We start from the raw sequence: 15,810 nt of genomic DNA, 5'->3' as shown, positions 1-15,810 counted from the left end.
GGGGAATGCTACCACAACCTCACCCATTGAGCGAGGTTGTGAAAACCGGGATTAGTGACCCGGGAAAGGCACCAGGCTGTAGCTGGTAATGCCCTGTTTTTCCAGGCGCTGTTCACCGCCGAGATCGAACAAGTTGATGATGAATGCCGCGTCGGTCACTTCTCCACCCAGACGGCGGATCAACTTCACGGTGGCTTCAATGGTGCCGCCGGTTGCCAGCAGATCGTCCACCACCAGCACTTTGTCGCCTGGCTTGATGGCATCAACGTGGATTTCCAGCTGATCGGTGCCGTACTCCAGCTCGTAGCTCTCCGCGATGGTTTCACGCGGCAGCTTGCGCGGCTTACGCACCGGCACAAAACCCACGCCCATCGCCAGCGCAACCGGTGCGCCAAACAGGAAGCCACGGGCTTCGGTACCTACTACTTTGGTGATCCCGGCGTTTTTATAACGCTCGACTAGCAGTTCAATGCTGAGCGCGTACGCTTTCGGGTCTTCCAGCAAGCTGGTGACATCACGGAAAAGAATGCCAGGCTTTGGATAGTCCTGGATGCTTTTGATGCTGTTTTTCAGATATTCAAGCTGCTGTGCAGTTGCGGTCATCGGTTTGTGCCTAAATGAAACAGTGTTACTCACGGCGCGCAACGAGTCGGCAAAGGTAACAATTGTTCAACCTTTAACCAGGCGCGCCTGTGCTCGAAAACGGTCGAATTTACTGGCTGTACGCAATAATTGCAACAGCCATTATGAGGCTTCAGTGCTTTTGTTGCTTTTCATCAACCACGGGGATCCGCCACATGAAGATTAGCAGGCAGGTCAGGATGAACAGCAGCAGGATCCGCACCCACATCATTTTCACCAGCCAGAGTGAGATTGCGAAGGTGATGAGGATCACCGCGATCGCGCGAGGCTTGGCGCCGGGCGGCATGGCCCGGTGTTTTTGCCAGTGGCGCAGGTAACCGCCAAACCACGAGCGGTAAAGCAGCCAGTGGTGAAAACGCGGCGACGACCGGGCGAAGCACCAGGCCGCCAGCAGGATGAACGGCGTGGTAGGCAGCAAGGGCAAAACCACGCCCAGCGTGCCCAGCACTACCGCGAGCCAGCCAATGATGATTAAAATAGTACGCTGCATAATGCGAATCGTTATCAAACTGAACGGCTACTTTACCACTGGAGAGCGCCTTGAAAACAGCCTTGCTTCTTGAGACGCTGCAAAATCAGCTAACAACACTGCGGACTCAGGCCACGCCGCTGATGGGCCACGCCACGGTGAAGCCGCGCTTTGACCGTCAGCTGTTCCGCACCCGCAGTACCTTAATTCAGGATTATCTTGTGGAGGCGCAGACCAACCTTGACGAGCTTCGTCACGCGGTTGAGAGTGAACAGCTGGAGCAGGCTCAGTGGCTCGCAGAGCATCTCACTGAGCAGATCACTGCCATGCATCGTGAAATCGCCGCCTGGCCGCTGCGCGCCTGGGACAGCGCCTCGCCTGGGCTCGGAAAATGGCAGCGCAAGCGGCTGGAGAACCAGGAGTTTGAGCGTCGCCTGTTTGAGATGAAGCGCGAGCGCGAAACGCGCCTGAACAACAGCGAAACGCTGGAAGAGCAGCAGCTATTGATGCGCGAGATTAGCGCGCTGGAAGGACGCATCGTTCGCTGCCGTCAGGCGCTGGATGAAATTGAGCGCGTGATTGAACGCCTGACCCGTTAACAGGAGCCACATCTATGTTACTGGAAAATGCACCCGATGAGGTCAAGCTGGCCGTCGATTTAATTATGCTGCTGGAGAATCATGAGATCCCGGCGGAGACAGTGCTGAAGGCACTGGAGATTGTGCGACGGGATTTTGAAGGAAAGGTGAAGGCCGGTTGCCCTCACCCTAACCCTCTCCCTTGAGGGAGAGGGGACCGTTAGGTGCGGTTTGAAAGATCTGCATTGATTCGCTTTTTACCCTCTCCCCTCCGGGGAGAGGGCTGGGTGAGGGTCATCTCCCTTAATCTCGCGCTTCACTTCCGTGTGCTCATCGCCTTTCTCATTATGCAGGTGAACCTCAAGCTGGTTGAAGGCGATGTTAATGTTGTTTTCACGGCACAGGCGGTCGATCGCGCGGTTCAATTCGTCCACGGTGTAGCTGCGATCGCGCAGTTCACGCACGTATAAACGCAGTTCGTGATCCAGCGTGCTTGGCCCGAAGGTGGTGAAGAATACGTCTGGCGCTGGATCGTGCATGACCTTTGGATGCGATTTAGCGGCTTTTAGCAATACCTCTTTCACTTTATCCAGATCGGAACCGTAGGCCACGCCGAGGCGAATCACCACGCGCGTGGTGGTATCCGAAAGCGACCAGTTGATCAGACGCTCGGTCACGAACGCTTTGTTCGGGATAATCACCTCTTTACGATCGAAGTCGGTGATGGTGGTGGCACGAATACGGATCTTGCTGACCGTACCGGAGAAGGTACCGATGGTAACGGTATCGCCAATTCGTACAGGGCGCTCGAACAGGATGATCAGGCCGGAGACGAAGTTACCGAAGATCTCCTGCAGGCCGAAACCAAGACCGACCGAGAGAGCGGCCGCCAGCCACTGCAGTTTATCCCACGAGACGCCCAGCGAGCCGAATACCGTCATCGCGCCGACAATAATGATGACGTAATTCAGGATGGTGGTGATGGCGTATGACGCCCCCTGGCGCAGGTTCAGCCGTGACAGAACCAGCACTTCCAGCAGGCCCGGCAGGTTGCGAATTAGTGCCCAGGCCACCACCGAAGACACCAGCGCAAACAGCAGGCTGCCCATAGTGACGCTTTTCATCACCGCCGCGCCGGCTTCGGTACCGTTGTATTGCCAGAGGGTAATACTGTCGAGATAGGCGAAGACCGTAATTAAATCAGACCAGATCGCCCAGAACATCACGGCAAACAGGGCGATCATCACCAGCATGGTGATACGCAGCGTCTGCTGGTTAACCTGCTCCAGCGCGATGGTCGGCTCTTCCTGCGGCTCCGCGCCTTCGGCCCCCTCTTTCACCTGATGCTGACGACGCGCTATCGCACGGCGGTAAGCAATGCGGCGGGCCGCAACGCTTAAGCCGCGCAGCACGGTCTGATAGAGCAGGTTCCAGACGATCACCAGATAGACCGTCTCGATCCAGCGCCCGGACAGACGCAGCGTGGTGTAGAAGTAGCCCGTTGCCGTAAGCACCATCAGCGCCAGCGGAATGATCGCCAGCACCGTCACGGTGGCCAGACGAAGATTATGGGACTCTTTATCGCGCCAGCTGTCGCGGCACATCGGCCACATCAGGATGGCAATCAGCAGCAGGTTCAGCAGAATGACCAGCTGACCCAGCACATCATCCATCAGATGCAGCGGGGAAAGCTCAGAAATAACCGACCAGAAGTGCAGCGGCAGGAGCGCCAGGCTGACGCGCACAATTTGACGGCGCCAGTGGCTGGTTAGCTGAGCAGGCATGTTGAAGTGACGCACCGCCACGCCGTCTTTTTCCAGCACCTTCCAGCACACGCCAAATACCAGCCAGAACAGCGCCAGTTTTTTACTGAACGCCCAGAGCAGATCGCTGACGTTAAGCTGCATCGTGAGCAGAATCAGCCCCACGGCCAGAATGATCAGGCACACCGGCAGCGCGCGAATGAGATCGATCAGAATCGCTTTTGGCGTATGGAGCTGGCTGTCGTTGCGCAGTTGCCCCACCTCCGACGCCAGCTTCGCCTGGTACTGTTTCAGCCATTTTAAACGCCAGCGAATAAGACCGGCGATCAGCAGCAGCGGTAAACCGGCCAGGAAAGCAATCATTACCGCAGGCCAGGCTTTTTCCCAGTTCACGGTGATTTTCATGCTTTTAATCTGCGTTTTCAGCGTTTCCGGGAAGGACTTAATCCAGTCCCAGTCCATCGGCTTGTTGCTGTTCACCCAGAAAATCTGCTGCGTCAAAATCTCCTGCAGGCTTTTTGACACGCTGACCAGCTGCTGCTGGTTGATCTGCAGGTTAATCGCCATCATCAGCTGGTTGCCCAGCTGTTTGTTGAGCTGGTCCAGCAGTTCGCGGCGCATATCCACCACCTGGAGCAGCGCGTCATGCACCTCAGGGTTCACGTCGCTGGAATGGCCCTCTTCAATTTTGGCGACGAAGGTATCGCTCTGGAAAAGGGCATCGCGCTGCTGGTTAACGTCAAACTGTTCCAGACGTAAATCCGCAATGCGGTTGGTCATGTCCTCCAGCTCGTCGGCGGACGGCAGCGTCTGCTGCTGCTGGTAGAGAATACGCGACAGCAGGAGACTGCCCTTCAGGACCGCGATCTGCTCTTTAATATTGCGTTCCGCCTGTAGCGCGCGATCCAGCCAGTTTTTCACCTTGATATTTTGCTGAACCAGCGAGTTGCCGTTTTCCGTCGCCAGTATCAGGCGCTGGCTGAGCTGATGGTTAGCCTCAAGCTCCTGTTTCACCAGCGGGTTGGCCTGAATGCGGGCAGTTTCGTCCGGCGATACGGCCTCCTGGGCGGTTTTTTCCGTCAGGGTCAGGCGTTTGCTGTTTACCGCTTCCTGCAACAGCTGAAGCTGGTGTTCAAGGCGATTAATATTCGCCGTCACGTAATCACGCTGTTTCTGAAGCGTGTCCTGCAGCACCGTGTTCCCTTCCAGGCTTTTACGCTGCTGTTCGATTTGCGCATTGAGCAACGACTGCTGAACCAGCAGCAGAGTTTGCTGCGTCGGGCGCAGCGTGCCTTCGCCCACCGTCGTGCCGTTCAGTCGGTTGCGGATCTGCTGCAGCTGCTGAGACGCGGTGTACATCGCATTTTGCACGCGCTCGGGCTGGGTTTGCAGGGAGACAAGCTGGCTGTTGTAGGTCGCGAGGTCGGACTGTGCGGTTTGCAGGTCGTCGAGCAGCTGGGCGACGCGCGATTCCAGCTGACGTAAAGAGAGCGTGGAGAGCGTCTTGCGCGTTTCGTCGTCGTTATCGACGTCACTCAGCGCGCTCAGCGCTTCCGTGGCCTTACGCATGTTCTCCGGTGCCTGCGCCACCTTCTGACGAAGTTGGGTGGTTTCTGCTTTAACGCGCTCAATCTTATCAATATTTTCCAGCGTTTCCGTTAGATCCTGCTGGGTGAGTTTCTCCTGAGGAGAGAGATCTTTTTGTTTATTCAGAGTGTCGAGCTGCGACTGAATTTCACTGCGCGAGGGAATATCAGTGCTGTTATCTGCGCGAGCCCAGGTCAGCGGCGCAGTGGAGAAGAAAAACAGCATAGCAAAGAGCAATGCAAATACAGGATGTTGCGAGCGATTGATGGGCAGCATAGTTGTGAATGATGTCAGCAGATGACCGAAAATAGTCCGGCGTGAAGAATATCACGCTCGCCTGAAGCAGAATAGCGTGAACATTACCCTCTAAGATAAATCCTGGAATGACTCAGGCAGATAACGAAGGCGCGTCGCCGCGCAGCGTGGGGCAGAGCTGTAGCATTTCCAGTAAAATCGCCACGTAGCTGCGGGCTTCCTCTTTGAGGTCAAAGGACTGAGGTGCAAACAGCCAGTTTTCCATGAGCCCTGAAATGTAGCTGCGCATCAGGACAGCCGCCCGGCGGGTCAGCAGACTGGCTGGTAACAGTTTTGCCTGCATACACAGATTCAGGTTCTGTTCAATCCGGTCATAGCTCTCCAGGCTGAGGCTGCGCTGCGCCTGTTGCACCACCGCCATTTCGCCCACGAACTCGCATTTATGAAAAATAATTTCCATCATTAATCTGCGACGCTCTTCAACTACCGTTGCTTCAAGGATATATACTAATATTTCTCTCAATACTGAGAGTGGATCGTCAGGGAATTTTGCCCGATACTCACTCTCGAGATCGCTAATGCTGGACTCTGAAAGCTCCCAGATTTCACTGAACAGATCTGACTTGTCTTTAAAATGCCAGTAAATCGCTCCCCGCGTCACACCAGCGGCCTGAGCAATTTGCGCCAGCGAGGTTGAAGAAACACCCTGCTGAGAGAACAAACGTATCGCCACATCCAGAATGTGTTGTCGGGTTTCCAGCGCTTGTTGTTTAGTTTTTCGTGCCATAGGTGAGTGAATTTACAGGAGTTAGATTTACATACATTTGTGAATGTATGTACCATAGCATGACGATAATATAAACGCAGCAATGGGTTTTAGACTCAGGACCCTTGATCAATTTGAAATCGGACACTCGAGGTTTACATATGAACAAAAACAGAGGGTTAACGCCTCTGGCGGTCGTTCTGATGCTCTCAGGCAGCTTAGCGCTTACAGGATGTGACGACAAACCGGCTCAACAAGGAGCTCAGCAGGCGCCAGAAGTCGGCGTTGTGACACTCAAATCTGAACCTCTGCAGATCACCACCGAATTACCAGGCCGTACTAGCGCTTACCGCATTGCGGAAGTTCGTCCTCAGGTTAGCGGCATTATCCTGAAGCGTAACTTTACCGAAGGCGGCGATGTGCAGGCCGGTGAGTCTCTGTATCAGATTGATCCCGCGACCTATCAGGCTTCTTATGAAAGCGCGAAAGGTGACCTGGCTAAAGCACAAGCGGCGGCAAAAATTGCCCAGCTGACGCTGAACCGCTACCAGAAACTGCTCGGCACGAAGTACATCAGCCAACAGGATTACGATACCGCCCTGGCAGATGCCCAGCAGGCTAACGCAGCCGTGGTAGCAGCCAAAGCGGCTGTCGAAACTGCCCGCATCAACCTGGCCTATACCAAAGTGACCTCCCCTATCAGCGGACGTATTGGTAAATCTTCTGTGACGGAAGGGGCACTGGTACAGAACGGTCAGACCACTGCGCTGGCAACCGTGCAGCAGCTCGATCCGATCTACGTTGACGTGACGCAGTCCAGCAATGATTTCCTGCGCCTGAAACAGGAGCTGGCTAACGGCACCCTGAAACAGGAAAACGGCAAAGCCAAAGTGGAGCTGGTTACCAACGACGGTATCAAGTTCCCGCAGGAAGGTACTCTGGAATTCTCCGACGTGACGGTCGACCAGACCACCGGTTCCATCACCTTACGTGCGATTTTCCCGAACCCTGACAAAAATCTGCTGCCAGGTATGTTCGTTCGCGCGCGTCTGGAAGAAGGAACGAATCCAACCGCACTTCTGGTTCCACAGCAGGGTGTGACCCGTACGCCACGCGGCGATGCGAGCGCACTGGTTGTCGGGGCAGATAACAAAGTCGAAACGCGCAATATCACCGCTACCCAGGCGATTGGCGATAAATGGCTGGTGACGGAAGGTCTGAAAGATGGCGATCGCGTGATTGTTACTGGTTTGCAAAAAGTACGTCCTGGCGCGCAGGTAAAAGCACAGGAAGTGACATCTGACGATAAACAACAAGCTTCGGCCGCTGGCCAGTCAGAACAAACCAAGTCTTAACTTAAACAGGAGCCGTTAAGACATGCCTAATTTCTTTATCGATCGCCCCATATTTGCGTGGGTGATCGCCATTATCATCATGCTGGCCGGGGGACTTGCGATCCTGAAGCTGCCTGTCGCGCAATATCCAACGATTGCGCCACCGGCGGTGACGATCTCCGCAACCTACCCGGGGGCTGATGCGAAAACGGTGCAGGATACCGTAACTCAGGTTATCGAACAGAACATGAACGGTATCGATAACCTGATGTACATGTCCTCAAACAGTGACTCCACCGGTACGGTTCAGATTACCCTGACCTTTGAATCCGGTACGGATGCGGACATTGCGCAGGTTCAGGTGCAGAACAAACTGCAGCTGGCGATGCCTCTTCTGCCGCAGGAAGTGCAACAGCAGGGTGTGAGCGTCGAGAAATCGTCCAGCAGCTTCCTGATGGTTGTCGGCGTTATCAACACCAACGGCACCATGACGCAGGAGGATATTTCCGACTACGTGGGCGCCAACATGAAGGACGCCATCAGCCGTACGTCCGGTGTGGGTGACGTTCAGCTGTTCGGTTCCCAGTACGCGATGCGTATCTGGATGGATCCGAACAAACTGAACAACTTCCAGCTGACGCCGGTTGACGTGATTAACGCGATTAAAGCGCAGAACGCCCAGGTGGCAGCCGGTCAGTTAGGCGGTACGCCGCCGGTGAAAGGTCAGCAGCTTAACGCGTCCATTATCGCGCAAACCCGTCTGACCTCCGCCGATGAGTTCAGCAAAATTCTGCTGAAGGTGAACCAGGACGGTTCGCAGGTTCGTCTGCGCGACGTGGCCAAGGTTGAGCTGGGTGGTGAGAACTACGACATCATCGCGAAGTTTAACGGTAAACCGGCCTCTGGCCTGGGTATCAAACTGGCGACGGGCGCGAACGCCCTGGACACCGCGACGGCGATCCGTGCGGAACTGAAGAAGATGGAACCGTTCTTCCCGTCAGGTCTGAAAATCGTTTATCCGTATGACACTACGCCTTTCGTTAAAATTTCGATTCACGAAGTGGTTAAAACGCTGGTAGAAGCGATCATCCTGGTGTTCCTGGTGATGTATCTGTTCCTGCAAAACTTCCGCGCGACGCTGATCCCAACCATCGCCGTGCCGGTCGTTCTGCTGGGGACCTTTGCCATCCTTGCAGCCTTTGGGTTCTCGATAAACACCCTGACGATGTTCGGGATGGTGCTCGCCATCGGCCTGCTGGTGGATGACGCCATCGTGGTAGTAGAGAACGTCGAGCGCGTGATGGCGGAAGAAGGTTTGCCGCCGAAGGAAGCCACCCGTAAATCCATGGGCCAGATCCAGGGCGCGCTGGTGGGTATCGCGATGGTGCTGTCCGCGGTATTTATCCCGATGGCCTTCTTCGGGGGCTCTACGGGTGCGATTTACCGCCAGTTCTCCATTACTATCGTTTCCGCGATGGCGCTGTCGGTACTGGTGGCGTTGATCCTGACGCCAGCGCTGTGTGCCACCATGCTGAAGCCAGTTCAGAAAGGCGGTCACGGCGAGCATAAAGGGTTCTTCGGCTGGTTTAACCGCATGTTTGATAAGAGCACGCACCACTACACCGACAGCGTGGGCAATATCCTGCGCAGCACCGGTCGTTATCTGCTGCTCTATATTATCATCGTTGTGGGGATGGCTTTCCTGTTCGTTCGTCTGCCAAGCTCGTTCCTGCCAGATGAAGACCAGGGCGTGTTCCTGACGATGGCGCAGCTTCCGGCAGGGGCGTCGCAAGAGCGTACCCAGAAAGTGCTGGATGAAGTGACGGACTACTACCTCACCAAAGAGAAAGCGAACGTTGAATCCGTGTTTGCGGTTAACGGCTTTGGCTTTGCGGGTCGTGGTCAGAACACCGGTATCGCCTTCGTTTCTCTGAAAGACTGGGCGGATCGTCCGGGCGATGAGAATAAAGTTGAAGCGATCACGGGCCGTGCCATGGGCACCTTCTCGCAGATTAAAGATGCGATGGTCTTCGCCTTTAACCTGCCAGCGATTGTTGAACTGGGTACGGCAACCGGTTTCGACTTCCAGCTGATCGACCAGGGCGGTCTGGGTCATGAGAAACTGACGCAGGCGCGTAACCAGCTATTCGGCGAAGTGGCTAAACACCCTGACCTGCTGGTTGGCGTACGTCCAAACGGCCTGGAAGATACGCCGCAGTACAAGATCGATATCGATCAGGAGAAAGCGCAGGCGCTGGGCGTGTCCATCAGCGACATCAATACCACGCTGGGTGCGGCCTGGGGCGGTAGCTACGTCAACGACTTCATCGACCGCGGTCGCGTGAAGAAAGTGTACGTGATGTCAGAGGCGCAGTACCGTATGCTGCCGAACGATATTAATAACTGGTACGTTCGCGGCAGCAATGGCCAGATGGTGCCGTTCTCAGCCTTCTCGACGTCGCGCTGGGAATACGGTTCACCGCGTCTGGAACGTTACAACGGTCTGCCGTCGATGGAAATCCTGGGTCAGGCCGCGCCGGGCCGAAGCACCGGTGAAGCCATGAACCTGATGGAAGAGCTGGCAAGCAAACTGCCTGCGGGTATCGGCTATGACTGGACCGGTATGTCCTATCAGGAACGTCTGTCCGGTAACCAGGCCCCTGCCCTGTACGCCATTTCACTGATTGTGGTCTTCCTGTGTCTGGCGGCACTGTACGAGAGCTGGTCAATTCCGTTCTCCGTTATGCTGGTGGTTCCACTCGGGGTTATCGGTGCGCTGCTTGCCGCAACGTTCCGTGGATTGACCAACGACGTGTACTTCCAGGTAGGCCTGCTGACAACCATTGGCTTGTCGGCGAAGAACGCGATACTTATCGTTGAATTCGCCAAAGATCTGATGGAGAAAGAAGGCAAAGGGCTTATCGAGGCGACGCTTGAAGCGGTGCGTATGCGTCTGCGTCCAATCCTGATGACCTCTCTGGCGTTCATCCTCGGCGTAATGCCGCTGGTTATCAGCTCCGGTGCTGGCTCCGGTGCGCAGAACGCGGTAGGTACAGGTGTAATGGGCGGTATGATCACCGCGACCGTACTGGCTATCTTCTTCGTCCCGGTGTTCTTCGTGGTGGTTCGCCGCCGCTTCAGCCGTAAGAATGAAGATGTTGAGCATAGTCATTCGGTAGAACCTCACTGATACCGGTTTCATATAATAAAAAGGCCGCATTTGCGGCCTTTTTCATTTTCAGAAAAAATCATAAAATAAGCTTATTGAGGTCCTATTTATTTTCTGCCATCTTAATCAGGCATATCATAATTAACTGATAACTTAATCGGTGAATTCAGAATTTTTCTAAATCTATTTCCCCGCTTAAGTTGTTAGGAATATTCCTAATTAAAAGTTCAGACAAACAAAACGCCAGTTCTGAACTTTTCTTCTGACCGTACGCTAAGCCGATGAAACGTAAGGAAGCGAAAAAAACAATCGTTAATCAGGATAAAAACGTCTGGTTCCGGATGAACATTTGCGTAGGCGCTCGCAGCCTGCGGTTTTATTTGTAATTTTTCGTAATAGCTCGGTGAAATCCAGGAAGGAGTGGCTTATAGTTAGGTTATCAGGAACACAGCACTCATGTAGCTAAGTCAGTTGTATCCATCCCGACAATGATGTTCGGTGAGTAAGAAATCACTCAGAAGGGGATGCGCTATGGACGAGTACTCGCCAAAAAGGCATGATATCGCGCAGTTGAAATTTCTCTGCGAATCCTTGTACCATGACTGCCTTGCCAATCTTGATGAAAGCAACCATGGCTGGGTAAACGACCCAACGTCTGCCATCAATTTACAGTTGAATGAGCTGATAGAGCATATTGCTACCTTCGCACTTAATTATAAAATTAAGTACAATGAAGATAATAAGCTCATTGAGCAAATTGATGAATACCTGGACGACACCTTTATGTTGTTCAGCAGCTACGGCATTAACGCCCAGGATTTGCAAAAATGGCGTAAATCGGGAAACCGGCTATTCCGCTGTTTCGTCAACGTGAGCAGAGCTAACCCGGTTAGTCTTTCCTGTTAAAATTATTACAATTACTAAGGTGAATTTATGTCTGATAAACCACTCACAAAGATCGATTATTTGATGCGCTTACGACGTTGCCAGTCAATTGACACCCTTGAACGCGTCATTGAAAAGAATAAATACGAGCTTTCTGATAATGAACTGGCGGTATTTTATTCAGCCGCTGACCATCGCCTTGCAGAGCTGACGATGAATAAGCTGTATGACAAAATCCCCACTTCTGTGTGGAAATTTGTTCGTTAATCTTTGAAGTGTGTCTGTAGAGGTTCTACGCCACGTTATAAGCTGTATTCACCTGTCCCGTTATGCTCCCTGCGCGAAAGCCAGGTCTCCGTGTTAAACGCGCTCATCAGCAACAATGTTGTGACTCTGGTCACATCGGCTTTCCGGGAACGTTCCCCTGATTGCCAGTTGCGATTACCCTTCAGGAATAACATCCAGAGAGGTTTCCGATGAGCATAGAAAAACAGAAGATGATTTCAGGTGAACATTACCGCCCCGGTGATGAGACGCTACGAGCCGACCGGCTGCGGGCGCGCCATCTGATTCACCGCTATAACCACACCGCGCCTGACGAAAAAACAGAACGCCAGAACATTCTGGCGGAACTGCTGGGACAAAGCGAAGGGGCGTATATTGAGCCGAGCTTCCGCTGTGACTATGGATATAACATTTATCTCGGCAAAGACTTTTACGCTAACTTCGATTGCGTGATGCTTGATGTCTGCCCTGTTCGTATTGGCGATAACTGCATGCTCGCGCCAGGCGTACATATTTATACGGCAACCCATCCGCTGGATGCAGAAGAACGTAACAGCGGCGTGGAGTTCGGTAAGCCTGTCACTATTGGCAATAATGTCTGGATTGGTGGACGTGCGGTCATTAACCCTGGCGTCACCATTGGCGATAATGTGGTGGTGGCTTCCGGTGCCGTCGTGACGAAAGACGTCCCGGCTAACGTCGTCGTGGGCGGCAACCCGGCGAAAATCATCAAAACGCTGTAACGCTCCGGGGGAGCCAACTGTTATGGTCTTTTAGCACCAGACTGTTACTTTTTTCAGCCTGATGGCTCCCCTAAAATTGGCAGACACCCTGTATTGTCAACTCTCATAAAGGCCAAAAATGACCGAGATACAGCGCCTGCTTACCGCCACCATCGACGATCTTAACCACCGCGAAAAGCGCGACAATCGCCCGCGCTTTAGCATTAGCTTTATCCGCAAACATCCCGGGCTGTTTGTTGCCATGTATGCCGCCTGGCTGGCGACGCTGATTGTAATGCTGAAGTCCGAAACGCTGGTGGACTCCGTCTGGCTGCTGGTGGTGCTGTTTGTCGTCTTTAACGCCTTTTTCTTTTTCGACGTGAATCCCCGCTACCGTTACGAAGATATTGACGTCCTCGATTTCCGGGTCTGCTATAACGGCGAATGGTACAACACGCGTTTCGTGCCCAGGGAGCTAATCGAGAACATCATGCACTCTCCGGCTGTCGACACCGTGCAAAAAGAGAAGCTGCAGAAAATGGTCGCCACCAAAGGCCAGCTCTCGTTTTATGATGTCTTTACCCTTTCCCGACCTGCTGCTGCGTAATTAACGCCTGCAGGCGTCGGATCCCCGGTGCAAACTGCGAAGCAGAGGTGTTGCCGTAACCTAAAACCAGGCCGGTTTGCCCCTGCTTCCTCTCCAGGTAGTACCCGCTCAGTGCCGCGGGTGCCAGCTGAAACGGCCTCGCCTTCTCTACCAGCCTCTGGTCATCAATACCGTCTATCGACAGCGTCAGGTGCATCCCGCCTTCGCCGGCCAGAATACGGTGCGGAGTATGAAGCTCTGCGCCGAGCACCTCCCGCAGCTGGCGGTAACGCTTACGATAAAGGCGACGCATGGCGGCCAGATGACGGGCATAGTGCCCCTCCTCAATAAACAGCGCCAGGGTGCGCTGTTCTGCGCGATGCCCGCCGCGCAGCAGCGAGCCGATGGCCGGACGCGCCGCTTTCGCCAGCGCTGGCGGCAACACCATAAACCCCATTCTGAGAGACGGAAACAGCGTTTTGCTGAAGGTTCCCAGATACACAACGGGCGCGTTGTTGACCATTCCCAGCATCGCCGGTACCGGCTCACCGACATAACGGAACTCGCTGTCGTAGTCGTCCTCAATGATCCACGCCTTGTGCTGGCGGGCCAGCTCCAGCAGCGCAAGCCGCCGCCGCGCGCTGAGCACGCTCCCGTAAGGAAACTGGTGCGATGGCGAGGTAAAAATCAGCGTGGGTGAAGGCGCATGCAGCCCTTCCCAGCGCATCCCCTCGTCATCCACCGGTATACCGGTCATCGCCAGGCCCGTTTTAACAAAGGCGCTTTTAGCCCCGCTATAGCCAGGGTTTTCCACCCAGGCGACATCCCCCGGCTCGCTTAACAGCATCGTGCACAAATTAACGCCCTCAAGCGCCCCTTCGGTTATCACAATCTGGCTGGCGTCGCAGTCAATGCCGCGAGAGAGGGCAAGGTGGCGGGCAATGGCTGCCCGCAGCGACGGCTCCCCGGCCGGGTCGCCATAGCCCAGCAGAGCGCTCCCCTCCTCCCGCAGGACGCGATCGTATAATCGTCGCCACAGCGGCAAGGGGAAATAGTTGATGGCGGGCGTTCCCGGCGTAAACGCCATTACCGGGGTGTCGCGCGGTACAGGCTCAGGCAGCTGAGCGACACGTTTTGCAAGCCGGACGTCAGGATCCGGCAGCCCCCGCCGGCTGGCACGATGGGGGAATTGCGCCACCCGCGTCCCCTGACGGTTACGCAGCAAATAGCCTTCAAGCGTGAGCTGGTCCAGCGCCGCATTGACGGTGTTCCGGGAAACGCAGAGCTGCTGCGCCAACGTTCGCGAGCCGGACAGCTGGCTCCCGGAGCGAAGTCTTCCGCCCAGTATGGCCTCCCGCAAAGCGAGATAGAGCGCGCGCTGGAGCGTCTCTTCCCCACGCGTTTTCAGCGCAGCGTGAAGCAAAGTATAAAGTTCATCGCCCGGTATGTTCATTTCATCTCCTTGTGGTACCACTAAAACATAGTCGAGTGGTTCTTTTTAAGGAACCAGTAATTTTTTAATCTTGAACTCTTCTCAACGTCACGGAAATAAAAATGAAGACATTCAATGAGTTTGGACAACCTGTGGGCGAAGCTCTTACCGACTGGCAGCCCCGCCCTCATCCGTCCCGGGTGGTACTGCAGGGGCGTTATTGTCGGCTTGAACCGCTGCGCGTGGAGCATGCCGAAGCGTTGTTCTCCGCCTATGCTCTGGCCGGAGACACCCGCAGCTGGACGTGGCTGCTGCGTGAACCCGATGCCACGGCCGCGGAGTTTGCCGAATGGGTGGCAAGCGTGTGTGAGTTATCGGACCCGATGCACTTTACGGTTATTGATAATCAGACTCAGGCCCCGGTCGGGACGCTGGCCCTGATGCGGATCGATCCCAAAAACGGCGTTGTGGAAGTAGGACACGTTCACTTCTCCGTGCTATTAAGCCGTACGCCCATGTCAACAGAAGCGCAATATCTGCTAATGCGGTACGTGTTCGATACCCTTGGCTATCGGCGATATGAATGGAAGTGCAACAGCCTGAACGAGCCTTCGCGCAAAGCGGCACTGCGTCTGGGCTTTCAGTTTGAAGGGCGCTTTCGCCAGGCGCTGGTCATAAAAGGCCGTAACCGGGATACCGACTGGTTTTCGATTCTCGACAAAGAGTGGCCGGCGCTGGCGAGCGCCTTTGAAGGCTGGCTTGCCACCGACAATTTTACTGCCGATGGCAAACAGAAGAGATCCCTGGAAAGCTGGCGAGAAACGCGCGTTTAGCGTCTTTTTTTACGTCCCTGCACCGCCTTAAAGCGCGGATTGGATTTGCAAATCACGTATAAGCGTCCCTTGCGTTTGACTATCTGGCAATCCGGGTGACGCTGTTTTGCGCTGCGCAATGAGTTAAGCACCTGCATGGTTAGCCCCGCTTCGCATTAAGAAAGCCGCCAAAACGCTTGCGGAAGCGCGCCGCGCTGCCGTCCGTGGAGAACGTTTTTTGCTTGCCGGTATAAAACGGATGCGATTTTGAAGAAACCTCGATGGTGATGTACGGATACGTTTCACCGTCGAGTTCAATTTCGCGGTCGGTTTTAATGGTTGAACCAACTTTAAAGTATTCATTGGCACTGGTGTCGTGGAATACCACGGTGCGATACGCTGGATGGATGTTTGGTTTCATCGTAAATCTCATGTGTTTTGTTATAACATAACAAAATAATATCCAGGCCATGTTGAAAAAACAACCCCCCTCTCTCCCGACGATATTTTCTGATTTGCTTTAGA

The 15,810-nt window shown here is 54.4% G+C and carries 16 protein-coding genes; 9 read left to right on the top strand and 7 right to left on the bottom strand.

Going from position 1 to position 15,810, the window contains the following annotated elements; translation table 11 throughout:
* Positions 1 to 51: 51 nt before the first annotated feature.
* Positions 52 to 603, bottom strand: a complete 552-nt coding sequence (gene apt / locus V1603_RS08590) for an adenine phosphoribosyltransferase (RefSeq protein ID WP_000127359.1) — start codon at positions 601 to 603, stop codon at positions 52 to 54.
* A 151-nt stretch (positions 604 to 754) separates the two neighbouring features.
* On the bottom strand, positions 755 to 1,132 hold the full coding sequence (locus tag V1603_RS08585; RefSeq protein WP_116341556.1) for a DUF454 family protein: 378 nt from the start codon (positions 1,130 to 1,132) through the stop codon (positions 755 to 757).
* 50 nt (positions 1,133 to 1,182) lie between these two features.
* Here V1603_RS08585 and priC point away from each other — a divergent pair, with 50 nt between their 5' ends.
* On the top strand, positions 1,183 to 1,710 hold the full coding sequence (gene priC, locus V1603_RS08580) for a primosomal replication protein N'' (protein ID WP_395313767.1): 528 nt from the start codon (positions 1,183 to 1,185) through the stop codon (positions 1,708 to 1,710).
* A gap of 14 nt (positions 1,711 to 1,724) precedes the next feature.
* Positions 1,725 to 1,895, top strand: coding sequence for a pleiotropic regulatory protein RsmS (rsmS, locus tag V1603_RS08575; RefSeq protein ID WP_395313766.1), 171 nt, complete (start codon positions 1,725 to 1,727; stop codon positions 1,893 to 1,895).
* A gap of 51 nt (positions 1,896 to 1,946) precedes the next feature.
* On the opposite strand, the gene mscK is transcribed toward rsmS, so the two are convergent.
* Both mscK and acrR read right to left on the bottom strand, forming a co-directional pair.
* Complete coding sequence (gene mscK, locus V1603_RS08570) at positions 1,947 to 5,315, bottom strand: mechanosensitive channel MscK (RefSeq protein ID WP_163330442.1); 3,369 nt, start codon at positions 5,313 to 5,315, stop codon at positions 1,947 to 1,949.
* A 112-nt stretch (positions 5,316 to 5,427) separates the two neighbouring features.
* The gene (gene acrR / locus V1603_RS08565; RefSeq protein ID WP_116341564.1) at positions 5,428 to 6,081 is read right to left on the bottom strand and encodes a multidrug efflux transporter transcriptional repressor AcrR; all 654 of its coding nucleotides are present in this window, start codon (positions 6,079 to 6,081) and stop codon (positions 5,428 to 5,430) included.
* A 140-nt stretch (positions 6,082 to 6,221) separates the two neighbouring features.
* Here acrR and acrA point away from each other — a divergent pair, with 140 nt between their 5' ends.
* The 6 genes from acrA to V1603_RS08535 all read left to right on the top strand — a co-directional run bounded on the left by acrA (position 6,222) and on the right by V1603_RS08535 (position 13,062).
* Positions 6,222 to 7,415 (top strand): multidrug efflux RND transporter periplasmic adaptor subunit AcrA, encoded by a 1,194-nt coding sequence (gene acrA / locus V1603_RS08560; RefSeq protein WP_061099016.1) that lies wholly within the window; start codon positions 6,222 to 6,224, stop codon positions 7,413 to 7,415.
* Between the two features lie 22 nt (positions 7,416 to 7,437).
* A complete protein-coding gene (gene acrB, locus V1603_RS08555; protein ID WP_061099017.1) occupies positions 7,438 to 10,584 on the top strand; it encodes a multidrug efflux RND transporter permease subunit AcrB in 3,147 nt (1,048 codons plus the stop codon).
* 510 nt (positions 10,585 to 11,094) lie between these two features.
* The gene (gene tomB, locus V1603_RS08550) at positions 11,095 to 11,469 is read left to right on the top strand and encodes an Hha toxicity modulator TomB (RefSeq protein ID WP_008499288.1); all 375 of its coding nucleotides are present in this window, start codon (positions 11,095 to 11,097) and stop codon (positions 11,467 to 11,469) included.
* Between the two features lie 27 nt (positions 11,470 to 11,496).
* On the top strand, positions 11,497 to 11,715 hold the full coding sequence (locus V1603_RS08545) for an HHA domain-containing protein (RefSeq protein ID WP_008499287.1): 219 nt from the start codon (positions 11,497 to 11,499) through the stop codon (positions 11,713 to 11,715).
* 209 nt (positions 11,716 to 11,924) lie between these two features.
* Positions 11,925 to 12,476: a maltose O-acetyltransferase gene (gene maa / locus V1603_RS08540; protein WP_163330441.1), complete on the top strand. Its 552-nt coding sequence runs from the start codon at positions 11,925 to 11,927 to the stop codon at positions 12,474 to 12,476.
* 118 nt (positions 12,477 to 12,594) lie between these two features.
* Complete coding sequence (locus tag V1603_RS08535) at positions 12,595 to 13,062, top strand: YlaC family protein (protein WP_116341568.1); 468 nt, start codon at positions 12,595 to 12,597, stop codon at positions 13,060 to 13,062.
* Here the strand turns inward: V1603_RS08535 and V1603_RS08530 are convergent.
* Positions 13,034 to 14,494: a PLP-dependent aminotransferase family protein gene (locus tag V1603_RS08530; protein ID WP_395313765.1), complete on the bottom strand. Its 1,461-nt coding sequence runs from the start codon at positions 14,492 to 14,494 to the stop codon at positions 13,034 to 13,036. The two genes, V1603_RS08535 and V1603_RS08530, sit on opposite strands and share 29 nt — an antisense overlap.
* A gap of 101 nt (positions 14,495 to 14,595) precedes the next feature.
* Between V1603_RS08530 and V1603_RS08525 the strand changes: the two genes are divergently transcribed.
* Entirely contained in the window at positions 14,596 to 15,306 is a 711-nt protein-coding gene (locus V1603_RS08525) for a GNAT family N-acetyltransferase (protein WP_166710286.1), read from the top strand.
* Here the strand turns inward: V1603_RS08525 and ykgO are convergent.
* A complete protein-coding gene (gene ykgO / locus V1603_RS08520; RefSeq protein WP_003859006.1) occupies positions 15,303 to 15,443 on the bottom strand; it encodes a type B 50S ribosomal protein L36 in 141 nt (46 codons plus the stop codon). The two genes, V1603_RS08525 and ykgO, sit on opposite strands and share 4 nt — an antisense overlap.
* Positions 15,444 to 15,445: 2 nt before the next feature.
* A complete protein-coding gene (locus V1603_RS08515; protein WP_006176933.1) occupies positions 15,446 to 15,706 on the bottom strand; it encodes a type B 50S ribosomal protein L31 in 261 nt (86 codons plus the stop codon).
* Positions 15,707 to 15,810 lie beyond the last annotated feature (104 nt).

This window comes from Enterobacter sp. ECC-219, from assembly GCF_043966805.1.
GTDB classification, from domain to species: domain Bacteria; phylum Pseudomonadota; class Gammaproteobacteria; order Enterobacterales; family Enterobacteriaceae; genus Enterobacter; species Enterobacter cloacae_N.
This window is presented reverse-complemented; position numbering and strand designations above follow the sequence as displayed.

Bases quoted from the DNA above. Each gene is read 5' to 3' on its own strand.
- ykgO (WP_003859006.1), bottom strand. From the start codon at position 15,443: ATGCAGGTGCTTAACTCATTGCGCAGCGCAAAACAGCGTCACCCGGAT.
- V1603_RS08585 (WP_116341556.1), bottom strand. From the start codon at position 1,132: ATGCAGCGTACTATTTTAATCATCATTGGCTGGCTCGCGGTAGTGCTG.
- acrB (WP_061099017.1), top strand. From the start codon at position 7,438: ATGCCTAATTTCTTTATCGATCGCCCCATATTTGCGTGGGTGATCGCC.
- mscK (WP_163330442.1), bottom strand. From the start codon at position 5,315: ATGCTGCCCATCAATCGCTCGCAACATCCTGTATTTGCATTGCTCTTT.
- apt (WP_000127359.1), bottom strand. From the start codon at position 603: ATGACCGCAACTGCACAGCAGCTTGAATATCTGAAAAACAGCATCAAA.
- V1603_RS08515 (WP_006176933.1), bottom strand. From the start codon at position 15,706: ATGAAACCAAACATCCATCCAGCGTATCGCACCGTGGTATTCCACGAC.
- tomB (WP_008499288.1), top strand. From the start codon at position 11,095: ATGGACGAGTACTCGCCAAAAAGGCATGATATCGCGCAGTTGAAATTT.
- V1603_RS08525 (WP_166710286.1), top strand. From the start codon at position 14,596: ATGAAGACATTCAATGAGTTTGGACAACCTGTGGGCGAAGCTCTTACC.
- V1603_RS08530 (WP_395313765.1), bottom strand. From the start codon at position 14,494: ATGAACATACCGGGCGATGAACTTTATACTTTGCTTCACGCTGCGCTG.
- acrR (WP_116341564.1), bottom strand. From the start codon at position 6,081: ATGGCACGAAAAACTAAACAACAAGCGCTGGAAACCCGACAACACATT.
- acrA (WP_061099016.1), top strand. From the start codon at position 6,222: ATGAACAAAAACAGAGGGTTAACGCCTCTGGCGGTCGTTCTGATGCTC.
- rsmS (WP_395313766.1), top strand. From the start codon at position 1,725: ATGTTACTGGAAAATGCACCCGATGAGGTCAAGCTGGCCGTCGATTTA.
- maa (WP_163330441.1), top strand. From the start codon at position 11,925: ATGAGCATAGAAAAACAGAAGATGATTTCAGGTGAACATTACCGCCCC.
- V1603_RS08545 (WP_008499287.1), top strand. From the start codon at position 11,497: ATGTCTGATAAACCACTCACAAAGATCGATTATTTGATGCGCTTACGA.
- V1603_RS08535 (WP_116341568.1), top strand. From the start codon at position 12,595: ATGACCGAGATACAGCGCCTGCTTACCGCCACCATCGACGATCTTAAC.